Here is a 25,052-nt window from a genome sequence, read left to right as displayed (position 1 = left end):
CCCCGATCACCCCCCGACCAGCCCCGGATCATCCCCGATCGCCCCCGATCACCTTCCACCCGCACCCTCCGATCACGCCCCACCCCGCCCCGCGGTCGCCCCCGCGTCCGCGCCCACTCCCGCTCCCGCTCCCACCGTCGCCGTCTCCCCGTCGCTCCCGGTGAACGGCGTGTGACGGGCCGGGCGCGGCCTTGGGGCCCGGCCCGGGTCGGGGGCAGGATGGCAGGGACCAGCACCAGGCACCCGACGGCTGCGACCCAGCGGCGGGGACGATGGGAGGAAGCAGCGTGAGCGACACGGGCACGGCCGGGACCGTCAGGGGCGAGGACGAGGTCGTCGACCTCTGCCGGGATCTGATCCGGATCGACACCAGCAACTACGGCGACCACTCCGGCCCCGGCGAGCGGAAGGCGGCCGAGTACGTCGCCGAGAAGCTCGCCGAGGTCGGGCTCGAACCGCGGATCATCGAGTCGCACAAGGGCCGGGCCTCCACCGTGGCCCGCATCCAGGGCGAGGACCCCTCCCGCCCCGCGCTGCTGATCCACGGCCACACCGACGTCGTACCGGCCAACGCGGCGGACTGGACCCACGACCCGTTCTCCGGCGAGATCGCCGACGGATGCGTGTGGGGCAGAGGCGCGGTGGACATGAAGGACATGGACGCCATGACCCTCGCGGTCGTCCGCGACCGGCTGCGCAGCGGACGCCGGCCGCCGCGCGACATCGTGCTGGCCTTCCTCGCCGACGAGGAGGCCGGCGGCACCTGGGGCGCCCGGCACCTCGTCGACAACCACCCGGACCTCTTCGAGGGCGTCACCGAGGCGATCGGCGAGGTCGGCGGCTTCTCCTTCTCGGTCAACGAGCAGCTCCGGCTCTACCTGGTGGAGACCGCCGAGAAGGGCATGCACTGGATGAAGCTGACGGTGGACGGCACCGCCGGCCACGGCTCGATGATCCACAAGGACAACGCCATCACCGAGCTGTCCGAGGCGATCGCCCGGCTCGGCCGGCACGAGTTCCCGGTCCGCGTCACCAAGACCACCCGGCACTTCCTCGACGAACTCGGCGACGCCCTCGGCCTCGAACTCGACCCCGAGGACATGGAGACGACGATCAACCGGCTCGGCGGCATCGCCAAGCTGATCGGCGCGACCCTGCGCAACACCGCCAACCCCACCCAGCTCGGCGCCGGTTACAAGGTCAACGTCATCCCCGGCCAGGCCACCGCGTACGTCGACGGACGGTTCCTGCCGGGCCATGAGGAGGAGTTCCTCGCCGATGTCGACCGTCTCCTCGGCCCGCGCGTGCGGCGCGAGGACGTGCACGCCGACAAGGCCGTGGAGACCACCTTCGACGGCGCGCTGGTCGAGGCGATGCAGACCGCGCTCGTCGCCGAGGACCCGATCGCCCGCGCGGTGCCGTACATGCTCTCCGGCGGCACCGACGCCAAGTCCTTCGACGATCTCGGCATCCGCTGCTTCGGGTTCGCCCCGCTCAAGCTGCCGCCGGAGCTGGACTTCGCCGGCATGTTCCACGGCGTCGACGAGCGGGTGCCGGTGGACGCGCTGCAGTTCGGCGTACGTGTGCTCGACCGCTTCCTGGACGCCTCCTGAACTCCCCCTTTCGCGGCGTCTCCAGGTCCTGAGTCAAGCCTTGAATCGAGTGCGCGTACGGAGATCACCGGGACGGGTGAATGCGACCATAAGCTCGTAGCCTCATTGGGCCCTCCTCGTTACAGGTACCGCGACCCGAGGTCTGGATCGCTTTTGCCAACGGGTTTGTGAACGAGGAGGAACTAATGATCAAGAAGGTTGTCGCCGCTGCCGCCGCCACGAGCGGCCTGGTTCTCGCGGGTGCCGGTCTGGCCGTCGCCGACTCCGGGGCGCAGGGTGCCGCCGTGCACTCCCCGGGTGTCGTCTCCGGCAACGTCATCCAGGTGCCCGTGCACGTTCCGGTGAACGTCTGCGGCAACACCGTCTCCGTCATCGGGCTGCTCAACCCGGCTTTCGGGAACACCTGCGTCAACGAGTGACGTCGCGGCCCCGTTCCACGAGGGTCTGAGCCCGTCGGCCCCGGGGCGCGCGCCGCGCACCCCGGGGCCGACCGGTTCCTCCCACCAACCAGGACCAGGACAAGGTCGAAAGCAGGAATCAGCAATGCGACAGGTCACCCGCAAGGGCCTGATGACCGTGGCCGCCGCGACCGGCGTACTCGCCGTCACCGGTGGCTACGCCCACGCCGACTCGGCGGCCAACGGCACCGCGTCGAACTCTCCCGGCGTGCTGTCGGGCAACTCGGTGCAGGCGCCGGTGAACGTGCCGGTGAACGTCTGCGGCAACACCGTGAACGTGATCGGACTGCTCAACCCGGCGGCCGGCAACGCCTGCGTCAACCAGGGCGGCGGCAGCCACACCGGCGCCCGCCACGGCGGACACCACGGAGGCGACCACGGCGGCTACGGAGACGCCGGCGGCCACGGACGTCACCGCGGCGCCTCGGGCGACGACGACCGCTCAGGCGGTGGCGACGGCGGCTACGGCGCGGGCGGTGGCTCCGGCGCCCACGGGCACACCGGCGGCTCGCCCGGCGTCGGCTCCGGCAACCACATCCAGGTGCCCGTCGACGTCCCCGTGAACGTCTGCGGCAACAACGTCACCGTCGGCGGCCTCGGCAACCCGGTCACCGGCAACGACTGCGTCAACACCCCCGGCCACGACACCCCGGCCCCGCCGGACCGTCACACCCCGCCCGGCTACGGCCACCTCACGACGCCCGGTGGCGGCGACGCCGCCCTCACGCCCCCCGCCCCGGCCCGGCCGGGCGGCGGCAGCGCGGTGCAGGCCCACCACCCGGGCTCCCGGTCCACTCTCACACAGCCCGTGGCCGACGCGCAGCTCGCCCACACCGGCAGTGAGTCGCTCGGTCTGCTGGTCCCGGCCGGCGCCGCCGCACTGCTGGGCGGCACCCTGCTCTACCGCCGGTCCCGCGCGGGCGCGCGCTGACACCGCGCGGCACGGACACCGGAGCGGGCCCCGCGACAGCGGTGCTCGCTCCGATCACTCCGACCGCCCCGGCCGCTCCGTCCCCTCCGCGTTCCGCCCGTTCTCCGTCCTGGCGCCGTCCGTCCCGAGGCCGCTCGTCCCCGCTCACCACGTGGCCCGTACCTGGCGGATGATCCGCCGGCGCAACCGCACCCTGCGGCTGCCGTCCCGCATGAGGCTCAGACGGTGCAACTCCCAGTGTCCGTACTCGGCATGGTCCGTCAGCAGACGCGTCGCCTCCTTGCGGGAGACCCCGCGCGGCACGTACACGTCGACAAATTCGTATTCCGGCATCGCATCTATTGTGCGGGCACGGGCCCGGTACGGATAGCGTCTGCACTATGTCTGATGCAGTGCAGCCCACCGCTGCCGAGGTACGCGCCGCCGCCGAGGCGGTCAAGACCGCGCTCGACCGCCATCTGGCCGCGGTCGAACGCAGGTCGGGTGAGGACGACCCGGCCGTCTACGAAGCGTTCAACGAACTGGCCGCCGCGGCCGAGCAGTACGACGAACTCCTCTACGACCGCTACGACGAGGTCACGCCCTTCGAGATCCCCGGCACCGAGGACATGCCGCCGTACGCGGGCCCGGAGGAGCCCAACGCCCTCAGCGTGCTGATCCGCCGCGACTACGTCGTGGCCGAACCACGGCGGCTGCTCGCGCAGGCGCAACGGATCGAGGCCGCCGAGGAGCCCGTCGACGAGGTGTCGGGCACGGTGCACGGCGCGCTCGGTGTCCTCTTCGGCGAGTACGAACCCGACGAGATCGCCTCCCGGCACAAGGAGTTCGGCCTGGAGGAGGGCGACTCCACCCTGTGGGTCACCGCCACCGACGACCCGCCCGAGCCCGGCGAATGGCTCGATTCGCCCTTCGACCAGGCCGATGCCGCCCATGTCGTCTGCCGCTTCGACATCAGCGCGGTCTTCGACGACGACCCGGACGACGACCCCGCCCCGGCCCCCCTCCCCTGACCCCCGCCCGCCCCGGCGTCCCCGTAGGGGGCCCGGGGCGGACGTCGGGGCCGGGCTGTGCCGATACGCGGCTCCGCCGCGCGCGACGACAGCGCCCCTTGCAGGGGGCGGCGGGCGCGCCCCCTGCGGCGTCCTCAGCGCTCGGCGCCCGTCCCCAGCAACACCCCCAGCCTCGTCGTCCGCGGCTTGGCCGGGACCTCCGCCACCGCCCGCGGCAACGCCTGCTCCACCCCGTGCACCACGGACAGATGCCGCTCCGCCCGCCCGAAGGCCGTGTACACCCACGGCCGCGACAACGCCGGCACCGCGTCCCCGGGCAGCACCGCGACCACCGCCGGCCACCGTTCCCCGACCGCCTGGTGCGCGGTCAGCGCCCACCCGTGCCGTACCACCTGCTCCACCCGCTCCCGGTCCACCGCCACCGGCAGCCCCGCGCACTCCAGCCGCAGCCCGTCCGTGTCCGCGCCGACGACACGGCCCGGCACCGCCCGTCCCGGCCCCGCCGTGTAGACCACCCGGTCCCCGGGGTCGAACCCGTCGAACCGACCCGGCCCGGGGTTGAGCCGCTCCTTCAGCGCGGCGTTCAGCACCCGCGTCCCCACCGCGCCGCCGTGCCCCGGCGTCACGACCACCGTCTCCTCGGGCGGTACGCCGATGGCGCGCGGCACGGAGTCCGCGACCAGTTGCACGGTCCGGTGCACCGCCTCTCCCGCGTCCCGCACCGGCACGATCACCACTTCCTTGCCGGGCGCCGCCACCTGGTTGAGCTCCCCGATGCCGATTCCCGAGACCAGCTCGCCGAGCGGACCGGGGTCCGGGGTGCGCGAGGCGACCTGCGGACAGATCCGCGCCGCCAGCAGGTCCGCGAAGACCCGCCCGGGCCCGGCCGACCACAGCACCCCCGGGTCACCGGAGAGGACCAGCCGCGCCCCGTCCGGCATCGACTCCACCAGCAGCGCCGCCGTCTCCACGTCGAGCTGCGGCGCGTCCAGCACCACGAGCAGGTCGAGGGCGAACGTCCCCTCGGCGTCCCGGCCCGGCCCGCCCGGCGCCCCGGACAGCAGATCCGCCACCGTGACCACACCACTTCGCGTGTCACCCGCGGAACCGCCGACCGGTTCGCCCATGACGGCGGAACGGGAAGGACCGGCAGAGTCGGCGGGACTGGCGGAACCGACCGCGCCGCCCCCGGCCACCTGCGCGCCGAGGCGCTCACGGCCGCCCGCACCGTGCGTCGCCCCCCACGCCCGCAGTCCCAGCTCCGACGCCGCCCGCAGCAGCGCCGCCGTCTCCTGCCGCGAGGCCTCCCCGCCGGTGTGCAGCACCAGCCCGTGCCCGGCGACGGCCCGGATCAGCTCCGCCGCGGACCGCCCCGCGGCCTCGGCCGCCCGCTCCCAGCCCTCGGCCGGCCCGTCCTGCTTCGGCACGGAGTTCACGATCCGGCCGAGACCGTCGGCCAGGCTCTCCTCGGCCAGCGCGTACCGTTCGAGTCCGACCAGGACACGTACCGGACGTTCCCGCCCCTCCTCGGTCTCCTCGCCCTCCCCGCCGTCTTCCCCCCGGACGGCCTCGCCCTCCGCGGGCTTCGGCGCGGCCCCGCTGGGCTGGTCGAGGGCGTCCTGGAACACCAGCGCCTCGCCCTCCGCGAGGGCCTCCCGCACCGCGGCGTCCGGATCCGGCACCGCGTACCGCCCGAGTGCGGTGAGCAGCGCGGGCAGCTCCAGCGCCGTGTGCCCGGCGAGCGCCGCCTGTTCCAGCAGCCACCCGGTGACCGCGCGGCCCCGCCGCTCGTCGCCCGGCCCCGCCTCCGCGCCCAGCAGAGCGCGGGCGAACCCGTCGGCCTGCTCCGGCCGCACGCCCGGCATGCGCAGCAGTTGCCAGGGGTCTTCGCGCAGCAGTCCTTCGGCGCCCGCCCCGAGCGCGGCGGCGGCACCCGGCGCCAGCGCGGCCGGGGCGCCCCCCTCGGCGAGCACCGCCCGGACCGCCGCGACGGCCTCCCCGTCCGGCACCGGTACCGCCGCCGGGGCGGCCGTCGGCGCCACGGGCTGCCGGGGCTCCCGTACGGCCTCGGGCGCGGCCCTGCGCGGGGCCGGCGGCGGCTCGCTGAACGCACTGGCCACCGGCTTGGCCCCGCTCTCCACCGCCCGCACGGCGGCCAGCAGGTCCGCGGCCGTGCCGCTGAGCTTGGCCCCGCTCTCCACCGGGCCCCGCTTGGCGGCCTTCCGCTTCTCGATCCGCTCCCGCTCCAGCCGCTGCGCCTCCAGCTCGGCCTCGGTTTCGGACAACCGCGCGGCCGAGCCCTCGGCGCCCTCCGCGCCCCCGGACGCGCCGACCGGCTCGGCGGACTCGCCCGACTCACCCATGTCGCCCGACTCGACCGACCCGGCCGGCGTGGCCGAGTCCGCCGGCTCCGCCGTATCCGCGGCCGTCTCCGTGGTCTCGGGGTCCGTGCTCACAGCGTGCTCCAGTCGTGATCGGGATAACGGTGCACCGGGGCCGACACATCGTCCAGCGCCCGGCAGATCTCGTCCGGAAGACTAAGCGTCTCCACTGACAACGCCGCCGTGAGCTGCTGCGCCGTGCGCGCGCCGACGATCGGGGCGACCACTCCGGGGCGGTCCCGGACCCAGGCGAGCGCCACCTGGAGCGGCGTCGCCGACAGGCCGTCCGCCGCCGTGCGCACCGCGTCGACGATGCGGCTCGCGGCGTCGTCCAGATACGGCGCGACGAACGGGGCCAGACGCTCCGAGGAAGCCCGCGAACCGGGGGGGTTGCCGTCCCGGTACTTGCCGGTCAGGACGCCCCGGCCGAGCGGCGAGGAGGGCAGCAGCCCCACCCCGAGGTCCAGCGCGGCCGGCAGCACCTCACGCTCGACGCCGCGCTGGAGCAGCGAGTACTCCATCTGCGTACTGCCGATCCGGGTCCGCACCCCCGGCGCGGCGAGCTGCCAGGTCGCCGCCTTGGCCAGTTGCCAGCCGCAGAAGTCGGACACGCCCGCGTACCGCGCCCGCCCGCTGCTGACCCGCCAGGTCGAGTGCCCCGAGCGTCTCCTCCAGCGGCGTGTACGGGTCGAAGGCGTGCACGTGCCACACGTCGACGTAGTCCGTGCCCAGCCGGGCGAGCGAGGCGTCCAGGGCGGGCAGCAGATGACCGCGGGAGCCGTCGGACCGCCGTTCGGGATCCGCGACGCTGCCGGCCTTCGTGGAGATGACCAGGTCGCGCCGGGGAACGAGCCCTTCCGTGAGCCGGCCGAGCAGGTATTCGGCCTCGCCGTCGCCGTAGACGTCGGCGGTGTCCACCAGGGTGCCGCCCGCCTCCCAGAACACCTTCAACAGATCCGCCGCGTCGTGCTCGTCGGTGCCGCGGCCCCACGTCAGGGTGCCGAGCCCGATACGGGACACACGCAGACCGGTGCGGCCGAGATGCCTCTGCTCCATGAACGCCGACATTACTGGCCGGGACGTGCACGTGGGGGGCCTGTGGACAACCGGGATCCGCACTCGGCACCGCGGCGCGACCACCGCCTCGTGACGTGACCGGCTGCCGCCGGGGACGGGTGCGCGCTACTGTTCCCGCAAGGGACGTTACTGATCAGTAAGGGGAACCGTATGCGGCTCGGCATCAACCTCGGTTACTGGGGCGGCGGAATGGACGCCGACAACCTCGCCGTCGCCCAGGAGGCCGACCGGCTCGGCTACGCGGTCTGCTGGGCCGCCGAGGCGTACGGCTCCGACGCGGCCACCGTGCTCACCTGGGTCGCCGCCCGAACCGAACGCATCGACGTCGGCTCGGCCATCTTCCAGATCCCGGCCCGCCAGCCGGCGATGACGGCCATGACCGCCGCCACCCTCGACTCCCTCTCCGGCGGCCGCTTCCGGCTGGGCCTCGGCGTCTCCGGCCCGCAGGTCTCCGAGGGCTGGTACGGCGTCAGGTTCGACAAGCCGCTGGCCCGGACCCGCGAGTACGTCGAGATCGTCCGCAGGGCCATGACCCGAGAGCGGCTGACGTTCGAGGGCGAGCACTGGACGCTGCCGCTGCCCGACGGTCCCGGCAAGCCGATCAAGCTCACCGTGCACCCGCAGCGCACCCACATTCCGCTCTACATCGCCGCCATCGGCCCGAAGAACCTCGAACAGACCGGCGAGATCGCCGACGGCGCGCTGCTCATCTTCCCCTCCGCCGAGCACCTGGAGGACACCGCGATCCGCCACCTGCGGGCCGGCCGGGAGAAGGCCGGCAAGACCCTCGACGGCTTCGACGTCTGCCCGACCGTGCCGCTGGCCCTCGGCGAGGACAAGGACGTCACCGCGCTCGCCGACACCTTCCGCCCCTACACCGCGCTGTACGTCGGCGGCATGGGCAGCCGCAAGCAGAACTTCTACAACCGGCTCGCCGGCCGCATGGGCTACGAGCGGGAGGCCGCCGAGATCCAGGACAAGTACCTGTCCGGCGACAAGCAGGGCGCCGCGGCCGCCGTACCGCACGAGCTGATCGACCGCACCACCCTGCTCGGCTCCGTCGACCGCATCGCCGACCGGATGAAGGAGTACGCGGCCGCCGGCGTCACCACCCTCACCCTGGCCCCCGCCGGCTTCACCCTCGACGAGCGCCTGGCCGCCCTCCGCGCCGGCACAGAGGCACTGGAGCGCGCCGGGCTCGCACAGTAGCGGGGCGGGGAACCGCGCAACCCGCAGGGGTCCGGGGTGGAGCCCCCGGGGACGATGCGGGCCCCTGCTCACAAGGGTTCCCCTGCATCACGGCCGTGGTGGGGGCTCGGGGGCCTCCCCGCCACGGCCGTCGCGAGTGACAACGCGCCGGGCACCCACCGGTTACGCGCGATGGCCCCAAGGCCCTCCTCCGTTGGGCGGAGTCGGCCGACACGTCTGTTGCCCGCGCCGCGCTGTCCGCCTTGACTCGGTTCCGGCGGCTCGCCGTGACCAGAGAGGTGTGCAGACGTGCTTTCGACCAAGAGTCTCTTCCGAGAGATCGTCGACAACGACGAATCGTTCCGGCTCCTCTGCTCGATCGCGGCCGGCGGCGAGGCCCAGGGCGGCTGGGAGAACGCCCGTATCGCCGCGCTCGTCCCGCCGGGGGAGCGGGCGCTCGCCCCGAAGATCGCCCGGCACGGCGCAGACGAGGACAAACACGGGCGGATCTTCCACGCCCTGCTCAACAAGCGCGGCCTCGCCCCCGTCGAGGTCCCCGCCGAGACGGACTACACGATGCTCCTGGAACGGCGCGGCATCGGTCTGTCCCACGAGAGGCTGAGGACCGAGCAGCCGCTCACCGTGCGGGACATCGTCACCTACCTGGCGCACAGCCGCGTCACCGAGCAGCGCGCCTCCGAGCAGATGGAGCTGCTGCGCAGGCATTTCGCCGACCACCCCGACCTCGGCCGGGCGGTCCGCATGATCTCCCAGGACGAGGACAACCACCTCGCCTACTGCCACGAGGAACTGCTGCGGCTCGCCCGCGCGGGCCACGAGCGCGCGATCCGGCGCACGCTCCACACGTACGCCCGCGCGGAGATCCGCGTCCACCGGGACGTCAGCCTCGCCGTCATGCGTCACATGGGCCGCATCCTCGGCTGGTCCCGGGCCAGGGGGGCGGTGCTGGGCGCCGGGATCCACGTGACGTACGCGTACGAACTGCTGATCGGCCGACGGCGCATGGTCGCCCTGCGGATGCCCGCACGCCGTGACGCACTGGGCGGGCCTACAACCATCCCCGCCGCTTGAACTGCCGGTACAGCAGCAGTTCCAGGACCACCATCAGCGCGATCACCGCCGGGTACGCCCAGATCCAGTGCAGCTCGGGCATGTGTTCGAAGTTCATGCCGTAGATCCCCGCGATCATCGTGGGGACCGCGGCCATCGCCGCCCAGGCGGAGATCTTGCGCATGTCGTCGTTCTGCCGGACGCTCATCTGCGCCAGATGCGCCGAGAGGATGTCCGAGACCAGCCGGTCCAGGCCCTCCACCGACTCGTTGACGCGCGTGAGGTGGTCGCTGACGTCACGGAAGAAGGGCCGTGCGGAGTCGTCCACGTACGGCAGCGCGTCGCCGAACGAACCGATGTTCGCCAGCCGGTTGAGCGGCAGCGCCAGCGGGTTGGTGGCCCGGCGGAACTCCAGGATCTGCCGCTTGAAGTTGTAGATCCGCGAGGCCGTGTTCCGTGAGCCCCCGCCGTCCGGCGAGAAGACCTCCGCCTCCAGCTCCTCCAGGTCGGTCCCCAGCTCCGTCGCCACGTCCAGGTAGTGGTCGACCGAGGCGTCCGCCAGGGCGTACAGCACCGCCGTCGGTCCCTTGCCGAGCATCTCCGGCTGCTGCTCCAGCCGCTTGCGCACGACACCGAGGGGCGCGCCCTCGCCGTGCCGGACCGTCACCACGAACCCGTCACCGAGGAAGATCATCACCTCGCCACTGGAGACGGAGTCGCTCTCGGGCTCGTACACCACCGGCTTGAGCACCATGAACAGCGAGTCGTCGTACACCTCCAGTTTCGGCCGCTGGTGCGCCTTGAGCGCGTCCTCCACGGCCAGTGGGTGCAGTCCGAACTCCTCGGCGACCTTCGAGAACTCCTGTTCCGTCGGCTCGTGCAGCCCGATCCACACGAAGCCGCCCGCGGCCCGCGCGTTCGCGAGCGCGTCCGAGAGGTCCTCCGGCCCCTCGGAACGGCGTCCGTCGCGGTAGATGGCACAGTCGACGATCACTGAAGGTGTTCCCCTCTCGGAACGGATACGGAACCGGCGGAAGCGGATGAAAGCGGATGGAAGCGGACGGGGGTGAGCGGGTGCGGACGCGGAAGACGGGCGGGGAGCGGACCGGGGAGACGGGCGGGCGGCGGACGGGGGAGCGGCAGGACCTAGGCTGGACGCCATGCCCACGTTGATCCTCGTACGGCACGGACGCTCCACCGCCAACGCCTCGGGACTGCTCGCCGGGTGGACCCCCGGCGTCGCCCTCGACGAGCGCGGCGCCGCCCAAGCGGCCGCCCTGCCCGGCCGGCTGGACGGCATCCCCATCGCCGAGATCGTCACCAGCCCGCTGCAGCGCTGCCAGGAGACCATGCGGCCGCTCCTGGAGGCCCGCGGCCTGAGCGCGCACAGCGACGACCGGATCGGCGAGTGCCGCTACGGCGACTGGTCCGGCCGCAAGCTCGCCGAACTGGCCGACGAACCCCTGATGGAGGTCGTCCAGTCGCACCCCTCCGCGGCCGCGTTCCCCGGGGGCGAGTCCATGCGGGCCATGCAGACCCGCGCCGCGGAGGCCGTGCGCGAGTGGAACGCCCGGGTGGAGCGCGACCACGGCGCCGACGCCGTCTACCTGATGTGCTCGCACGGCGACATCATCAAGTCGCTCGTCGCCGACGCGCTCGGACTTCATCTCGACCTCTTCCAGCGGATCTCTGTTGAACCTTGTTCCATCACCGCGATCCGTTACACCCGGCTGAGGCCATTTCTCGTGCGGCTCGGCGACACCGGGGACCTCGCGTCTCTGGTGCCGCCGGAACGCGCGCCGGCCGGAGACGGCGGCACGGGTGGGGGCGCGGGCGAGGACACGGGCGGGAGCGACGCCACCGTCGGGGGCGGTGCTGGCGCACCGTGATCGTCGGCCGCAGTAGGGTGAAGCGGTCGAAACAGCGCAGTAGTTGTCAAGCAATGGAGACAGGACGTGTCCCGTCAGGTGTTCCTCTACGACCCACCGGACCGCTTCGTGGCCGGTACGGTCGGGTTGCCCGGGCGCCGTACCTTCTTCCTGCAGGCCATCGCCGGGACCCGGGTGACCAGCGTGGCCCTGGAGAAGACCCAGGTCGCCGCGCTCGCCGAACGCATGGACGAACTCCTCGACGAGGTCGTGCGACGCAGTGGGGGCAACGCGGCGGTGCCCGCCGTGACCCCCTCCGAGGTCACCGACACCGAGCCGCTCGAGACGCCGGTGGAGGAGGAGTTCCGGGTCGGCACCATGGCGCTGGCCTGGGACGGCGACGAGGAGCGCATGATCGTCGAGGCACAGGCGCTGGTGGAACTGGACGCCGAGTCCGAGGAGGACCTGGCGGAGGCCGAGGAGCGGCTGCTCCAGGACGAGGAGAACGGCCCGCCGATGCTCCGCGTCCGGCTCACCGGGGCGCAGGCCAGGGCGTTCGCCAAGCGTGCCCTGGAGGTCGTCAACGCCGGGCGGCCGCCGTGCCCGCTGTGCAGCCTCCCGCTCGACCCGGAAGGACATGTATGTCCGCGCCAGAACGGATACCGCCGCGGAGCGTGACGACGTGACCACCAGCGACGAGGCCGGCCTCGGAACGACGGCCGCGGGCGCCCCTGCGGACGATCGCGCGACCCCGGCGACCGGCCCCGCAACGGCCGCCGACGCCGTACGGCTGCTGACCGAGGGCGAGCTGACCGTGCGCGGCCGGATCCGCGACGCCTCCAACGCGGCGCTGTACTGCACGGTCGCGCTCGACGGGCAGGAGGCCGCCTGCGTCTACAAGCCCGTGGCGGGGGAGCGGCCGCTGTGGGACTTCCCCGACGGCACCCTGGCCGAGCGCGAGGTCGCCGCCTACGAGGTCTCCCAGGCGACCGGCTGGTCCCTCGTGCCGCCCACGGTGCTGCGCGAGGGGCCCTACGGCGAGGGCATGTGCCAGCTCTGGATAGAGGTCCTGCCGGAGTCCGACCTGCTCGCCCTGGTGGACGCCGAGGAACCGGAGCCCGGCTGGAAGGCGATCGGCTTCGCCGAGGTCGAGGAGGGCCGCACCGCGCTCCTCGTGCACGCCGACGACGTACGCCTGCGGCGGCTCGCCGTCCTCGACGCCGTGATCAACAACGCCGACCGCAAGGGCGGCCACCTGCTGCCCGCCGACGGGGAGTGCCTGTACGGCATCGACCACGGCGTCACCTTCAACGTCGAGAACAAGCTGCGCACCCTGCTGTGGGGCTGGGCCGGCGAGACCCTGACCGACGAGGCCCTGGACGTCCTGCGGGGCCTGCGGGAGGGGCTCGGAGAGGGCGGAGCGCTGGCCCGTCGGCTGGGCGAGCTGCTCACCCCGGCGGAGGTCGGGGCCACCCGCGCCCGGGTCGAGGCACTCCTGGCGTCGGGGCGGCACCCGGAGCCGGGCGGGGAGTGGCCGGCGATCCCGTGGCCGCCGGTGTGAGGATGCCGGTGCGAGGATGTCCGGTCCGGGCGCACCGGGGCGAACCGGGCGGCCGGTCACCTCTGCACATCGGGGGCGCACCGCGCAAGAACGGCTTCCCGGTCAACTCACCGTCCTCTCGCCCGATCCGGTTCGTGCAGGGAACATCCATCCGGTTAGGCTCATGACATGCATGCCTGGCCCGCTTCCGAGGTCCCCGCCCTGCCTGGTCAGGGCCGCGACCTGAGGATCCACGACACCGCCACCGGCGGTCCGGTCGCCCTCCAGCCCGGTCCCGTCGCCCGTCTCTACGTGTGCGGCATCACGCCGTACGACGCCACCCACATGGGGCACGCGGCGACCTACAACGCGTTCGACCTCGTACAGCGTGTGTGGCTCGACACCAAGCGCCAGGTTCACTACGTCCAGAACGTGACGGACGTCGACGACCCCCTGCTGGAGCGCGCCGAGCGCGACGGCGTCGACTGGACCGCACTCGCCGAGAAGGAGACCGCGCTCTTCCGCGAGGACATGACCGCGCTGCGGATGCTGCCGCCGCGGCACTACATCGGCGCGGTGGAGGCGATACCCGGGATCGTCCCGCTCGTCGAGCGGCTCCGGGAACTGGGCGCCGCCTACGACCTCGAGGGCGACGTCTACTTCTCCGTCGAGTCCGACCCCCACTTCGGCCAGGTCTCGAACCTGGACGCCGCGGCGATGCGGCTGCTCTCCGCCGAGCGGGGCGGCGACCCCGAGCGCCCCGGGAAGAAGAACCCCCTCGACCCCATGCTCTGGATGACGGCGCGGGAGGGGGAGCCGAGCTGGGACGGCGGCTCGCTCGGGCGGGGCCGGCCCGGCTGGCACATCGAGTGCGTGGCCATCGCCCTGGACCACCTCGGGATGGGCTTCGACGTGCAGGGCGGCGGGTCCGACCTCGCGTTCCCGCACCACGAGATGGGCGCCTCGCACGCCCAGGTGCTCACCGGCGAGTTCCCCATGGCCAAGGCGTACGTGCACGCCGGGATGGTGGCCCTCGACGGGGAGAAGATGTCGAAGTCCAAGGGCAACCTGGTCTTCGTCTCCCGGCTGCGGCGCGAGGGCGTCGACCCCGCCGCGATCCGGCTCGCGCTGCACGCGCACCACTACCGCTCCGACTGGGAGTGGACGGACCAGGTGCTGCGGGACGCGGTCGCACGGCTGGAGCGGTGGCGGGCGGCCGTGTCGCGGCCGGACGGGCCGGCGGCGGAGGAGCTGGTGGACGAGATACGCGAGGCGCTCGCGGACGATCTGAACGCGCCGGAGGCGCTGGCTGCGGTCGACCGGTGGGCCGCCCGTCAGGAGGAGACCGGGGGCACGGACGAGTCCGCCCCAGGGGTCGTCTCCCGCGCGGTGGACGCGCTGCTGGGCGTGGCCCTGTAGGACGGAGGGGCGTGCGAGGGTTTTTCGCCCCCGGACCCCGAAAAGCTCGCGCGGTTCCCCGCGCCCCTGACAGGGGCGCGGGGAACCGCGCGAGCAACCACCCACTCACCCGCACGTCCGGGGTGAAAGGGGCAGGGTCCCTTGAAGGGACGGGAAGGGCAGGGGCGGCGGGGGCGAGGAAGAGAGACCCGGCCCCCGGCCGTCACTCCTCCGGGGAGTCCTCGTCGCCGTCCTCCGCGCGCGGAGGTCTGGGGGCCCGCCCGCGGCCCCCTCCGGCCGGGCCGCCGAACGGTCCGGCCGTCGGCCCACCCGCCGTCCCCCCGTCCCGCCGCCGCAGATACCGCTCGAACTCCCGCGCGATCGCCTCTCCCGACGCCTCCGGCAGCTCCGCCGTGTCCCGCGCCTCCTCCAGCGTCTGCACGTACTCCGCGACCTCGCTGTCCTCCGCCGCGAGCTGGTCCACCCCCGTCTGCCACGCCCGCGCGTCCTCCGGCAGCTCACCCTGCGGGATGCGGACGTCGATGAGGTCCTCCAGCCGGTTGAGCAGCGCCAGCGCCGCCTTCGGGTTCGGCGGCTGCGACACGTAGTGCGGCACCGCCGCCCACAGCGACACCGCCGGCACACCCGCGTGCGTGCACGCCTCCTGGAGGATGCCGACGATGCCCGTCGGACCCTCGTACTTGGTCTCCTCCAGGTCCAGCCGCTGAGCGAGTTCCGCGTCCGACGTCACTCCGCTGACCGGAACCGGCCGCGTGTGCGGGGTGTCGCCGAGCAGCGCGCCCAGGATGACGACCATCTCCACGCCGAGCTCGTGCGCGAAGGCGAGCAGTTCGTTGCAGAACGAGCGCCATCGCATCGACGGCTCGATCCCGCGCACCAGCACCAGGTCACGCGGTCTGTCCCCGCCGATGCGGACCACCGAGAGCCGGGTCGTGGGCCATGTGACCTTACGGACCCCGTCCTCCAGGAACACCGTGGGGCGGTTGACCTGGAAGTCGTAGTAGTCCTCGGCGTCCAGCGCCGCGAACACCTCGCCCTTCCATTCCCTGTCCAGATGCGCGACCGCGGTGGAGGCGGCGTCGCCGGCATCGTTCCAGCCCTCGAACGCGGCCACCATGACCGGGTCGATCAGCTCGGGAACCCCCTCGAGCTCGATCACCCAGCGCCTCCTTCCGACGTGCCTGACGTACGCCCCAACCTTACGGCCCCGTGCCGCCGTCACCGCAGCCCCGTGCACCGCTGAGTGAACGGATGACTGCCCCGTTCGACGGGCTCGAACACCTTGATCGTCGCCCCGTACCCGCGCCCCCGGCCGCCATGCCCGAGGGGCGGCCCCCGCCGGGAGCCGCCCCTCGCCGCCCGGCAGCGGGCCGGAGACTTTGGTCACTTGCCGTCGAGCAGCTCCCGCACCCGGGACCGGATCTCGTCCGTGGCCAGCCCGCGGATCGTCAGGGTGGTCCGGCGGCGCAGCACGTCGTCCTCGGTCTCGGCCCACTCGTGGTCCCGGGCCCACACGACCTGCGCCCAGATCTCGGGCGCGTCCGGGTGGATCCGCTCGGCCAGCGCCGGGTCCTCGTTGGCCAGCCGGGCGATGTCGAAGGCCAGCGAGCCGTAGTGGGTGGCCAGGTGCCGGGCGGTCTCGGGGGCCATCCGGGAGGCGGGCTCCGGCCGGTCCACGAGCAGCCGGTGGGCGACCGCGCGCGGGTTGGCTATGCCGGGCAGCGGCAGTTTCTTCGGCAGCGAGGCGATCGGCTCGAAGTCCTCGCCCAGCGGGCGGCCGGGCAGGGCCTCCAGCTTCTTCATCACCGTGCGGCCGATGTGCCGGAACGTCGTCCACTTGCCGCCCGCGACGGACAGCATGCCGCCCCGGCCCTCGGTGACCACCGTCTCCCGCTTGGCCTTCGCGGTGTCGCCGGGGCCGCCCGGCAGCACCCGCAGACCGGCGAAGGAGTAGGTGATGAGGTCACGGTCGAGCTGCTGGTCGCGGACGGAGAACGCGGCCTCGTCCAGGATCTGCGCGATGTCCTTCTCGTTGACGGCGACCTCGCCCGGATCGCCCTCGTAACTCTCGTCGGTGGTGCCGAGCAGCAGCATGTCCTCCCAGGGGAGGGCGAAGGTGATGCGGTACTTGTCGATGGGGGTGGCGAGCGCGGCCTTCCACGGGGCGGTGCGCTTGAGCACCAGGTGCGCGCCCTTGGACAGCCGGATGGACGGCGCCGCACCGGCGTCCTCCATCCGCCGCAGGTGGTCCACCCAGGGGCCGGTGGCATTGAGCACCAGCCGCGCGTCGGTGCCGAACTCGTGGCCGGAGAGCCGGTCCTTCAGCTCGGCACCGGTGACCCGGCCCCGGGTGAAGCGCAGTCCGGTCACCTCGGCGTGGTTGAGGACGACGGCGCCGGCGTCGACGGCCGCGCGGACCGTCATCAGCGCCATCCGCGCGTCGTTCATCTGGTCGTCCCCGTAGACGGCGACGGCCTTGAGGTTCTCCGTGCGCAGCTCGGGCACGTCCTGCGCGGCCTTGGCCGGGCTGAGCAGGTGGCCCACGCCGTCGCCGAACGCGGAGAGCGCGGAGTAGGCGAAGACGCCCGCCCCGAGCTTGGCCGCGCCGTGCGGCCCGCCCTTGTACACGGGGAGGTAGAACGTGAGCGGGTTGGCCAGGTGGGGGGCCACCTGGCGGGAGACGGCGCGGCGCTCGAAGTGGTTCTCCGCCACCAGCTTCACCGCGCCGGTCTGCAGATAGCGCAGACCGCCGTGGAGAAGCTTGGAGGAGGCGGAGGAGGTGGCACCGGCGAAGTCGCCGGCGTCGACCAGTGCCACCCTGAGCCCGGACTGCGCGGCGTGCCAGGCGGTGGAGATGCCCAGGATGCCGCCGCCGATCACGAGAAGGTCGTACGTCGCCTTGGAGAGCTGCTCCCGGGTCTCCGCCCGGCTCGGACCCGTGCCGGTGGCCGGGTGCGTACCGAGGGCAGGCACGGACTGCAGGGTGGACTGACTGGTCATGGCTGCTACTTACTCCTCGTCCTCGAGCCAGCCCATGGTCCGCTCGACGGCCTTGAGCCAGTTCTTGTACTCACGGTCGCGGGTGTCCGCGTCCATGTTCGGGGTCCACTCGGCGGCCCGGCGCCAGTTGGCGCGCAGGTCGTCGGTGCTGTTCCAGAAGCCGACGGCCAGGCCGGCGGCGTAGGCGGCGCCGAGGCAGGTGGTCTCGGCGACCATCGGGCGCACCACGGGCGCGTCCAGCACGTCGGCGAGGTACTGCATCAGCAGGTTGTTGGAGGTCATGCCGCCGTCGACCTTGAGCGCGGTGAGCTCCACGCCCGAGTCCTTGGTCATGGCGTCGGCGATCTCCCGCGTCTGCCAGGCGGTGGCCTCCAGGACGGCGCGCGCGAGGTGCGCCTTGGTGACGTACCGGGTCAGGCCGGCGATCACACCGCGGGCGTCGGAGCGCCAGTACGGGGCGAACAGGCCGGAGAAGGCCGGTACGAAGTAGGCGCCGCCGTTGTCCTCGACGGTCAGCGCGAGGGTCTCGATCTCGGCGGCGGTGGAGATCAGGCCCATCTGGTCGCGCATCCACTGCACCAGGGAGCCTGTGACGGCGATCGAACCCTCCAGGGCGTACACCGTCTTCTGGTCGCCGATCTTGTAACCGACGGTGGTCAGCAGGCCGCTGTAGGAGTTGATCAGCTTGTCGCCGGTGTTCATCACCATGAAGGTGCCGGTGCCGTAGGTGGACTTCGTCTCGCCCTCGGCGAAACAGGTCTGTCCGAACAGGGCCGCCTGCTGGTCGCCGAGCGCGGAGGCGACGGGGATGCCGCCGAGCAGATCACCGAGCCTGCCGCCCTTGATCTCGCCGTAGACCTCGGCGGAGGAGCGGATCTCGGGCAGCATCGCCGTCGGAACGCCGATGGACTCGGCGATCTTCTCGTCCCACGCCATGGTGTGCAGGTTCATCAGCAGAGTGCGGGAGGCGTTGGTGACGTCCGTGACGTGCCGGCCGCCGTCGGCACCGCCGGTCAGGTTCCAGATGACCCAGGAATCCATCGTACCGAAGAGGATGTCTCCGCGTTCTGCGCGCTCCTTGAGGCCGTCGACGTGGTCGAGCAGCCAGCGGGCCTTGGGGCCGGCGAAGTAGGACGCCAGCGGGAGACCGGTCTCGCGGCGGAAGCGGTCCTGACCGACGTTGCGGCCGAGCTCCCGGCACAGCGCGTCGGTGCGGGTGTCCTGCCAGACGATCGCGTTGTGGACCGGCTCACCGGTGTTCCGGTCCCACAGCACGGTGGTCTCGCGCTGGTTGGTGATGCCGATGGCCTTGATGTCGTCCCGGGTGATGCCCGCCTTCTCGACGGCTCCGGCGACGACCTCCTGGACGTTGGTCCAGATCTCCGTGGCGTCGTGTTCGACCCAGCCCGGCTTGGGGAAGATCTGCTCGTGCTCCTTCTGGTCGACGGAGACGATGCGGCCGTCCCGGTCGAAGACGATGCAGCGCGAGGAGGTCGTGCCCTGGTCGATGGCGGCGATGAACGGCCCGGTGGTGTGTGCGTCGGTCACTGTGTGCTCCTGGAGTTGCGTGGGTTCCGTGAGATGCGCTTTTCCGGGTGTCCTCTAAGCAAAGGCGACGTTGTAGACGCCCGCAGCGATCGCGCCGCCGATCAGCGGACCGACCACCGGGATCCAGGCGTAGCTCCAGTCGGAGCCGCCCTTGTTGGGGAGGGGGAGCAGGGCGTGGACGATGCGGGGACCGAGGTCGCGGGCCGGGTTGATCGCGTACCCCGTGGGGCCGCCGAGAGACAGGCCGATGGAGACCACCACCAGGGCCGTGATCAGCGCGCCCAGGGTGCCCAGTCCCTTGCCGTCGCCGTTCAGTCCCTGGGTGAGGACGGCGAGGCAGAGCACGAAGGTGCCGATGACCTCGGTGGCGACGTTCAGCGCCGCGTTGCGGATCTCGGGACCGGTGGAGAAGACGCCGAGGACCGGGCCGGCCTGCGTCTCCTGCGCCTCGACGGCCTTGGCCCGCGTGTCCTGCGCCCCCGGGCCGCCGACGATCTCGCGGTCGGTGAGGTGCGCGTGGAACTGGCCGTAGTAGGCGACCCAGGCGAGGGCGGCGCCGATCATGGCGCCGAGGAGCTGTCCGCCCCAGTAGACCGGGAGGTCGCTGAAGTCGTGGTCCTTGATCGCGATGGCGAGGGTGACTGCCGGGTTGAGGTGGGCGCCGGAGAGCGGAGCGGAGATGTAGACGGCGGTCAGTACCGCGAAGCCCCATCCGAACGAGATGGCGAGCCAGCCGGCGTTGCGGGCCTTGGAGGCCTTGAGGGTGACGGCGGCACAGACGCCGGCACCGAGCAGGATGAGTATGGCGGTACCGATGGTCTCGCCGATGAAGATGTCGGAGCTGGACACCCGCGACTCCTTTGTCCTTCGTCCAGGGGAAGGCGAACCCCGGGTCCCTCCGGTGGTCCGCGCCCTCGGGGTGAGGGCGGTGCCGGCCCATGGCATTGTCACACTGTAACGCGTAATGCCGGTATGTGTTCGACAATGCCGACCGGTGGACGCGAGTCTTGTCCCGGGTGCGCGGCACGTCAAGAGTCCGGTTGTCGAAAGCGCGATCGTTATCGCGGCAGGGGAGGGAGCGGGGCGAGAAGGGGCGCGGGGAACACTGCGCACAGAGGGACGCGGGGCTGTGCCGATACGCGGCTCCGCTGCGTGGGCGCGATCTTTCGGGAGGCCGGCGACCCGCGATCTTTTCGGGGGTCCGGGGCTCCCGGGGACGGTCCGGGACGGGAAGGGGCGGCGGAGGCGGAAGAAGAGCCGTCAGAACCGCTCAGGAGTCGCCGGCCGTCAGAACCGACTGGCCCCCAGGTCACGAGAGACCGCCCGCGCACAGTCCCGCACCGCCGCGATCAACTCCCCCCGCACCTCACCCTCGGAGCACAGCCGTTCCACCGCCCCGGTGATCCCCACGGCGCCGACCGGCATCCGCCGCCGGTCATGAATGGGCGCGGCGATCGACGCGACACCCTCCCAGGTCTCCTCGACGTCCGCCGCGTACCCCCGCGCCCGCGTGAGGTCCAGGACCTCCTCGAACCGCTCGAGGTCGCTGATCGTCCGGTCCGTGAACGCCTTGCGGTCCGCCTCCAGCGCCTCGCTGTGCGCCACGGGGTCGTAGGCGGAGAGCACCTTGCCCAGGGCCGTGGAGTGCAGGGGCTGCATGGCGCCGATCTCCAGCACCTGCCGGCTGTCGTCGGGCCGGAACACGTGGTGCACGATCAGCACACCCTGCTGGTGCAGCACGCCCAGGTAGACGCTCTCCCCGCTGGAGCGGGCCAGGTCGTCGGTCCAGACCAGGGCCCGGGCCCGCAGTTCGTGCACGTCGAGGTAGGTCGTGCCCAGGCGCAGCAGTTCGGCGCCGAGCTGATAGCGCCCCGAGGCGTCGTCCTGTTCGACGAAGCCCTCCTGCTGGAGCGTGCGCAGTATGCCGTGGGCCGTGCCCTTGGCCAGGCCCAGGGAGGAGGCGATGTCCGACAGACCGAGCCGTCGCTCGCCGCCCGCGAGCAGCCGCAGCATCGCGGCCGCCCGCTCGAGCGACTGGATGTTCCGTGCCATCGCCGTCCTGCCCTCCGTCCTCTTCGACCACCGGACTGCCGGCCGCGTCGAGGCTCGACCCCCGCGTTCGGCATTGTCGAACACTACCGGTCCTTGTCGACCTCCCGCCAATGGGCGGGCACGGCGATTTCCGGCCGTGAACCGCCCGAATGCCGCACCCGACACCCCCGGGGCACCCCGTCCGCCTCGTGGACGCCCCTGACCGTACGGCGTGCCGAGGGCTACCCTGACCGGGTGCGCCTTCCGCGGGAAGACGCAAAGCCGACAGCCGTCGCACTCCAGGGAGCATCTTCCATGGCCTCGTCGCCGAACCCCTCCGCTTCGCCCGCCCCTTCCGAGGGCCGTGGGGACACCCCCGCCGCCACCGGCACCCGGGCCCGCACCGACGCCCTCCGCGAGGCGCTCGCCACCCGGGTCGTGGTGGCCGACGGCGCGATGGGCACGATGCTCCAGGCCCAGGATCCGACGCTGGAGGACTTCCAGGGCCTGGAGGGCTGCAACGAGGTCCTCAGCGTCACCCGCCCGGACATCGTCCGCTCCGTCCACGACGCCTACTTCTCCGTCGGCGTCGACTGCGTCGAGACCAACACCTTCGGCGCCAACCACACCGCGGCCTCCGAGTACGAGATCGCCGACCGGGTGCACGAGCTCTCCGAGGCCGGCGCCCGCATCGCCCGCGAGGTCGCCGACGAGTACGGCGCCCGCGACGGACGCCAGCGCTGGGTGCTCGGCTCGATGGGTCCCGGCACCAAGCTGCCCACCCTCGGCCACGTCGGCTACACCACCATCCGCGACGGCTACCAGGCCAACGCCGAGGGCCTGCTGGCCGGCGGCGCCGACGCCCTGATCGTCGAGACCACCCAGGACCTGCTGCAGACCAAGGCCTCCGTCCTCGGCGCCCGCCGCGCCATGGCGGCCACCGGCACCGAGGTGCCGCTGCTGGTCTCCATGGCGTTCGAGACCACCGGCACCATGCTGCTCGGCTCCGAGATCGGCGCCGCGCTCACCGCGCTGGAGCCGCTCGGCATCGACATGATCGGCTTGAACTGCTCGACCGGCCCGGCCGAGATGAGCGAGCACCTGCGCTACCTCACCCGGCACTCTCGCATCCCGCTGCTGTGCATGCCGAACGCGGGTCTGCCGGTGCTCACCAAGGACGGCGCGCACTTCCCGCTCGACGCCGAGGGCCTCGCCGACGCGCAGGAGACCTTCGTCCACGACTACGGTCTGTCCCTGGTCGGCGGCTGCTGCGGCACCACCCCCGAGCACCTGCGCAAGGTCGTCGAGCGGGTCCGGGAGACCACCCCGGCCGAGCGCAGCCCGCAGCCGGAGCCCGGTGCCGCCTCCCTCTACCAGACCGTCCCGTTCCGCCAGGACACCGCCTACCTCGCCATCGGCGAGCGCACCAACGCCAACGGCTCGAAGAAGTTCCGCGAGGCCATGCTGGAGGCCCGCTGGGACGACTGCGTGGAGATGGCCCGCGACCAGATCCGCGAGGGCGCCCACATGCTCGACCTCTGCGTCGACTACGTGGGCCGCGACGGCGTCGCCGACATGCGGGAGCTGGCCGGACGCTTCGCCACCGCCTCCACGCTGCCGATCGTCCTGGACTCCACCGAGGTCGACGTCCTGCGGGCCGGCCTGGAGAAGCTCGGCGGCCGCGCGGTCATCAACTCCGTCAACTACGAGGACGGCGCCGGCCCCGACTCCCGCTTCGCCAAGGTCACGGCCCTCGCCAAGGAGCACGGGGCCGCGCTGATCGCCCTGACCATCGACGAGGTGGGCCAGGCCCGCACCGCCGAGAAGAAGGTCGAGATCGCCGAACGCCTGATCGAGGACCTGACGGGCAACTGGGGCATCCACGAGGAGGACATCCTCGTCGACTGTCTGACCTTCACCATCTGCACCGGCCAGGAGGAGTCCCGCAAGGACGGCCTGGCCACCATCGAGGGCATCCGGCAGCTCAAGGCGCGCCACCCCGACGTGCAGACCACCCTCGGTCTGTCCAACATCTCCTTCGGCCTCAACCCGGCCGCCCGCATGCTGCTGAACTCCGTCTTCCTCGACGAGTGCGTCAAGGCCGGCCTGGACTCCGCGATCGTCCACGCCTCCAAGATCCTCCCCATCGCCCGCTTCACCGAGGAAGAGATCACCACCGCCCTCGACCTCATCTACGACCGCCGCCGCGAGGGATACGACCCGCTGCAGAAGCTCATGCAGCTCTTCGAGGGCGCCACCGCCAAGTCCCTCAAAGCCGGCAAGGCCGAGGAGCTGGCCGCCCTCCCGCTGGACGAGCGCCTCAAGCGCCGCATCATCGACGGCGAGAAGAACGGCCTGGAGGCCGATCTCGACGAGGCCCTCACCAGCCGGCCCGCCCTGGAGATCGTCAACGAGACCCTGCTCGACGGCATGAAGGTCGTCGGCGAACTGTTCGGCTCCGGCCAGATGCAGCTGCCGTTCGTGCTCCAGTCCGCCGAGGTCATGAAGACCGCGGTGGCCCACCTGGAGCCGCACATGGAGAAGACCGACGACGACGGCAAGGGCACCATCGTGCTGGCCACCGTCCGCGGCGACGTCCACGACATCGGCAAGAACCTCGTCGACATCATCCTGTCCAACAACGGCTACACCGTCGTCAACCTCGGCATCAAGCAGCCCGTCTCCGCGATCCTGGAGGCCGCCGACGAGCACAAGGCCGACGTCATCGGCATGTCCGGACTGCTCGTCAAGTCCACGGTGATCATGAAGGAGAACCTGGAGGAGCTCAACCAGCGCGGACTGGCCGCCGACTACCCGGTCATCCTCGGCGGCGCCGCGCTGACCCGGGCCTATGTCGAACAGGACCTGCACGAGATCTACCAGGGCGAGGTCCGATACGCCCGCGACGCCTTCGAGGGACTGCGCCTGATGGACGCCCTCATCGGCATCAAGCGCGGCGTGCCCGGGGCGCAGCTCCCCGAACTGAGGCAGCGCCGGGTGCGCGCGGCCGCCGTCGAGATCGAGGACCGCCCCGAGGAGGGCGCCGTCCGCTCCGACGTCGCCACCGACAACCCCGTGCCCGAACCGCCCTTCCGCGGCACTCGCGTCATCAAGGGCATCCAGCTCAAGGAGTACGCGGGCTGGCTCGACGAGGGCGCCCTCTTCAAGGGCCAGTGGGGGCTCAAGCAGGCCCGCGGCGGCGATGGGCCGACGTACGAGGAGCTCGTGGAGCGCGAGGGCCGGCCCCGGCTGCGCGGCCTCCTCGACCGGCTCCAGACCGACAACCTGCTCGAAGCGGCCGTCGTCTACGGCTATTTCCCCTGCGTGTCCAAGGACGACGACCTCATCGTCCTGGACGACGACGGCAACGAGCGGACCCGCTTCACCTTCCCGCGCCAGCGCCGCGGCCGCCGGCTCTGCCTCGCCGACTTCTTCCGGCCCGAGGAGTCCGGGGAGACCGACGTCGTCGGCTTCCAGGTCGTCACCATCGGCTCCCGGATCGGCCAGGAGACCGCGAAGCTGTTCGAGGCCAACGCCTACCGCGACTACCTCGAACTGCACGGACTGTCCGTCCAGCTCGCCGAGGCCCTCGCCGAGTACTGGCACGCACGCGTCCGCTTCGAACTCGGCTACGCCGGAGAGGATCCCGCGGCCATGGAGGACATGTTCGCCCTGAAGTACCGGGGCGCACGCTTCTCGCTCGGCTACGGCGCCTGCCCGGACCTGGAGGACCGCGCCAAGATCGCCGAGCTGCTGCGCCCGGAGCGGATCGGCGTCCACCTCTCGGAGGAGTTCCAGCTCCACCCCGAGCAGTCCACCGATGCCATCGTCATCCACCACCCGGAGGCCAAGTACTTCAACGCCCGGTGACGCACCGCGCACCGTCGTCACACGCTCCAAGACGCACTCCGGACGGC

19 protein-coding genes and 1 pseudogene are annotated in these 25,052 nt (G+C 72.2%); 11 read left to right on the top strand and 9 right to left on the bottom strand.

Annotated elements, in window-relative coordinates; all coding sequences use genetic code 11:
* Positions 1-272: 272 nt before the first annotated feature.
* From QFZ64_RS07865 to QFZ64_RS07855, 3 genes are all read left to right on the top strand, one after another.
* Complete coding sequence (locus QFZ64_RS07865; RefSeq protein WP_307063730.1) at positions 273-1,613, top strand: M20/M25/M40 family metallo-hydrolase; 1,341 nt, start codon at positions 273-275, stop codon at positions 1,611-1,613.
* Positions 1,614-1,798: 185 nt separating this feature from the next.
* The gene (gene chpH / locus QFZ64_RS07860) at positions 1,799-2,032 is read left to right on the top strand and encodes a chaplin ChpH (protein ID WP_307063727.1); all 234 of its coding nucleotides are present in this window, start codon (positions 1,799-1,801) and stop codon (positions 2,030-2,032) included.
* Between the two features lie 124 nt (positions 2,033-2,156).
* Positions 2,157-3,002 (top strand): chaplin, encoded by an 846-nt coding sequence (locus QFZ64_RS07855; protein WP_307063726.1) that lies wholly within the window; start codon positions 2,157-2,159, stop codon positions 3,000-3,002.
* Positions 3,003-3,146: 144 nt separating this feature from the next.
* Here QFZ64_RS07855 and QFZ64_RS07850 read toward each other — a convergent pair whose 3' ends face one another.
* Positions 3,147-3,335 (bottom strand): DUF5703 family protein, encoded by a 189-nt coding sequence (locus QFZ64_RS07850; protein WP_040896034.1) that lies wholly within the window; start codon positions 3,333-3,335, stop codon positions 3,147-3,149.
* A gap of 47 nt (positions 3,336-3,382) precedes the next feature.
* On the opposite strand from QFZ64_RS07850, the gene QFZ64_RS07845 reads away from it, so the two are divergent.
* On the top strand, positions 3,383-4,012 hold the full coding sequence (locus QFZ64_RS07845) for a hypothetical protein (RefSeq protein ID WP_307063724.1): 630 nt from the start codon (positions 3,383-3,385) through the stop codon (positions 4,010-4,012).
* A 134-nt stretch (positions 4,013-4,146) separates the two neighbouring features.
* On the opposite strand, the gene QFZ64_RS07840 is transcribed toward QFZ64_RS07845, so the two are convergent.
* Positions 4,147-6,468, bottom strand: coding sequence for a helix-hairpin-helix domain-containing protein (locus QFZ64_RS07840; protein ID WP_307063722.1), 2,322 nt, complete (start codon positions 6,466-6,468; stop codon positions 4,147-4,149).
* Positions 6,465-7,449 (bottom strand): annotated as a pseudogene (locus tag QFZ64_RS07835) (aldo/keto reductase). The gene QFZ64_RS07840 and the pseudogene QFZ64_RS07835 overlap by 4 nt, the downstream one beginning before the upstream one ends.
* Positions 7,450-7,620: 171 nt before the next feature.
* On the opposite strand from QFZ64_RS07835, the gene QFZ64_RS07830 reads away from it, so the two are divergent.
* Positions 7,621-8,679 carry an LLM class F420-dependent oxidoreductase gene (locus QFZ64_RS07830; protein WP_307063720.1) on the top strand — a complete coding sequence of 353 codons (1,059 nt, stop codon included), beginning with the start codon at positions 7,621-7,623 and terminating at the stop codon, positions 8,677-8,679.
* Between the two features lie 288 nt (positions 8,680-8,967).
* Positions 8,968-9,750 (top strand): ferritin-like domain-containing protein, encoded by a 783-nt coding sequence (locus tag QFZ64_RS07825; RefSeq protein ID WP_307063718.1) that lies wholly within the window; start codon positions 8,968-8,970, stop codon positions 9,748-9,750.
* Here QFZ64_RS07825 and corA read toward each other — a convergent pair.
* Positions 9,728-10,723, bottom strand: coding sequence for a magnesium/cobalt transporter CorA (gene corA, locus QFZ64_RS07820; RefSeq protein ID WP_307063716.1), 996 nt, complete (start codon positions 10,721-10,723; stop codon positions 9,728-9,730). The genes QFZ64_RS07825 and corA overlap by 23 nt on opposite strands.
* Before the next feature lie 166 nt (positions 10,724-10,889).
* On the opposite strand from corA, the gene QFZ64_RS07815 reads away from it, so the two are divergent.
* The 4 genes from QFZ64_RS07815 (at position 10,890) to mshC (ending at position 14,556) form a co-directional block, all read left to right on the top strand.
* Positions 10,890-11,618, top strand: a complete 729-nt coding sequence (locus QFZ64_RS07815) for a histidine phosphatase family protein (RefSeq protein WP_307063714.1) — start codon at positions 10,890-10,892, stop codon at positions 11,616-11,618.
* A gap of 66 nt (positions 11,619-11,684) precedes the next feature.
* A complete protein-coding gene (locus tag QFZ64_RS07810) occupies positions 11,685-12,275 on the top strand; it encodes a DUF3090 domain-containing protein (RefSeq protein WP_006141765.1) in 591 nt (196 codons plus the stop codon).
* 4 nt (positions 12,276-12,279) lie between these two features.
* A complete protein-coding gene (locus QFZ64_RS07805; protein ID WP_373430567.1) occupies positions 12,280-13,158 on the top strand; it encodes an SCO1664 family protein in 879 nt (292 codons plus the stop codon).
* A gap of 168 nt (positions 13,159-13,326) precedes the next feature.
* A complete protein-coding gene (mshC, locus tag QFZ64_RS07800; RefSeq protein ID WP_307063711.1) occupies positions 13,327-14,556 on the top strand; it encodes a cysteine--1-D-myo-inosityl 2-amino-2-deoxy-alpha-D-glucopyranoside ligase in 1,230 nt (409 codons plus the stop codon).
* Positions 14,557-14,758: 202 nt separating this feature from the next.
* Here the strand turns inward: mshC and QFZ64_RS07795 are convergent, their stop codons facing one another.
* From QFZ64_RS07795 to QFZ64_RS07775, 5 genes are all read right to left on the bottom strand, one after another.
* Entirely contained in the window at positions 14,759-15,715 is a 957-nt protein-coding gene (locus tag QFZ64_RS07795) for a PAC2 family protein (RefSeq protein ID WP_307063709.1), read from the bottom strand.
* Positions 15,716-15,939: 224 nt separating this feature from the next.
* Positions 15,940-17,556, bottom strand: coding sequence for a glycerol-3-phosphate dehydrogenase/oxidase (locus QFZ64_RS07790; protein ID WP_307063707.1), 1,617 nt, complete (start codon positions 17,554-17,556; stop codon positions 15,940-15,942).
* A 9-nt stretch (positions 17,557-17,565) separates the two neighbouring features.
* The gene (gene glpK, locus QFZ64_RS07785; RefSeq protein WP_307063705.1) at positions 17,566-19,104 is read right to left on the bottom strand and encodes a glycerol kinase GlpK; all 1,539 of its coding nucleotides are present in this window, start codon (positions 19,102-19,104) and stop codon (positions 17,566-17,568) included.
* 54 nt (positions 19,105-19,158) lie between these two features.
* Positions 19,159-19,953, bottom strand: a complete 795-nt coding sequence (locus QFZ64_RS07780; RefSeq protein ID WP_307063703.1) for an MIP/aquaporin family protein — start codon at positions 19,951-19,953, stop codon at positions 19,159-19,161.
* Positions 19,954-20,391: 438 nt separating this feature from the next.
* Entirely contained in the window at positions 20,392-21,156 is a 765-nt protein-coding gene (locus tag QFZ64_RS07775; RefSeq protein WP_307063702.1) for an IclR family transcriptional regulator, read from the bottom strand.
* Between the two features lie 294 nt (positions 21,157-21,450).
* Between QFZ64_RS07775 and metH the strand changes: the two genes are divergently transcribed.
* Positions 21,451-25,005 carry a methionine synthase gene (gene metH, locus QFZ64_RS07770; RefSeq protein ID WP_307063700.1) on the top strand — a complete coding sequence of 1,185 codons (3,555 nt, stop codon included), beginning with the start codon at positions 21,451-21,453 and terminating at the stop codon, positions 25,003-25,005.
* Positions 25,006-25,052 lie beyond the last annotated feature (47 nt).

Source organism: Streptomyces sp. B3I8, assembly GCF_030816915.1.
Classification (GTDB): domain Bacteria; phylum Actinomycetota; class Actinomycetes; order Streptomycetales; family Streptomycetaceae; genus Streptomyces.
The sequence above is the reverse complement of the archived record's forward strand: the minus strand, read 5'-3'. Positions and strand labels throughout refer to the sequence as shown.

What these genes read in the sequence shown, in the direction of transcription:
- QFZ64_RS07865 (WP_307063730.1), top strand. Translation starts at nt 273, where the DNA reads ATGGGAGGAAGCAGCGTGAGCGACACGGGCACGGCCGGGACCGTCAGG.
- chpH (WP_307063727.1), top strand. Translation starts at nt 1,799, where the DNA reads ATGATCAAGAAGGTTGTCGCCGCTGCCGCCGCCACGAGCGGCCTGGTT.
- QFZ64_RS07855 (WP_307063726.1), top strand. Translation starts at nt 2,157, where the DNA reads ATGCGACAGGTCACCCGCAAGGGCCTGATGACCGTGGCCGCCGCGACC.
- QFZ64_RS07850 (WP_040896034.1), bottom strand. Translation starts at nt 3,335, where the DNA reads ATGCCGGAATACGAATTTGTCGACGTGTACGTGCCGCGCGGGGTCTCC.
- QFZ64_RS07845 (WP_307063724.1), top strand. Translation starts at nt 3,383, where the DNA reads ATGTCTGATGCAGTGCAGCCCACCGCTGCCGAGGTACGCGCCGCCGCC.
- QFZ64_RS07830 (WP_307063720.1), top strand. Translation starts at nt 7,621, where the DNA reads ATGCGGCTCGGCATCAACCTCGGTTACTGGGGCGGCGGAATGGACGCC.
- QFZ64_RS07815 (WP_307063714.1), top strand. Translation starts at nt 10,890, where the DNA reads ATGCCCACGTTGATCCTCGTACGGCACGGACGCTCCACCGCCAACGCC.
- mshC (WP_307063711.1), top strand. Translation starts at nt 13,327, where the DNA reads ATGCATGCCTGGCCCGCTTCCGAGGTCCCCGCCCTGCCTGGTCAGGGC.
- QFZ64_RS07790 (WP_307063707.1), bottom strand. Translation starts at nt 17,556, where the DNA reads ATGACCAGTCAGTCCACCCTGCAGTCCGTGCCTGCCCTCGGTACGCAC.
- QFZ64_RS07775 (WP_307063702.1), bottom strand. Translation starts at nt 21,156, where the DNA reads ATGGCACGGAACATCCAGTCGCTCGAGCGGGCGGCCGCGATGCTGCGG.
- metH (WP_307063700.1), top strand. Translation starts at nt 21,451, where the DNA reads ATGGCCTCGTCGCCGAACCCCTCCGCTTCGCCCGCCCCTTCCGAGGGC.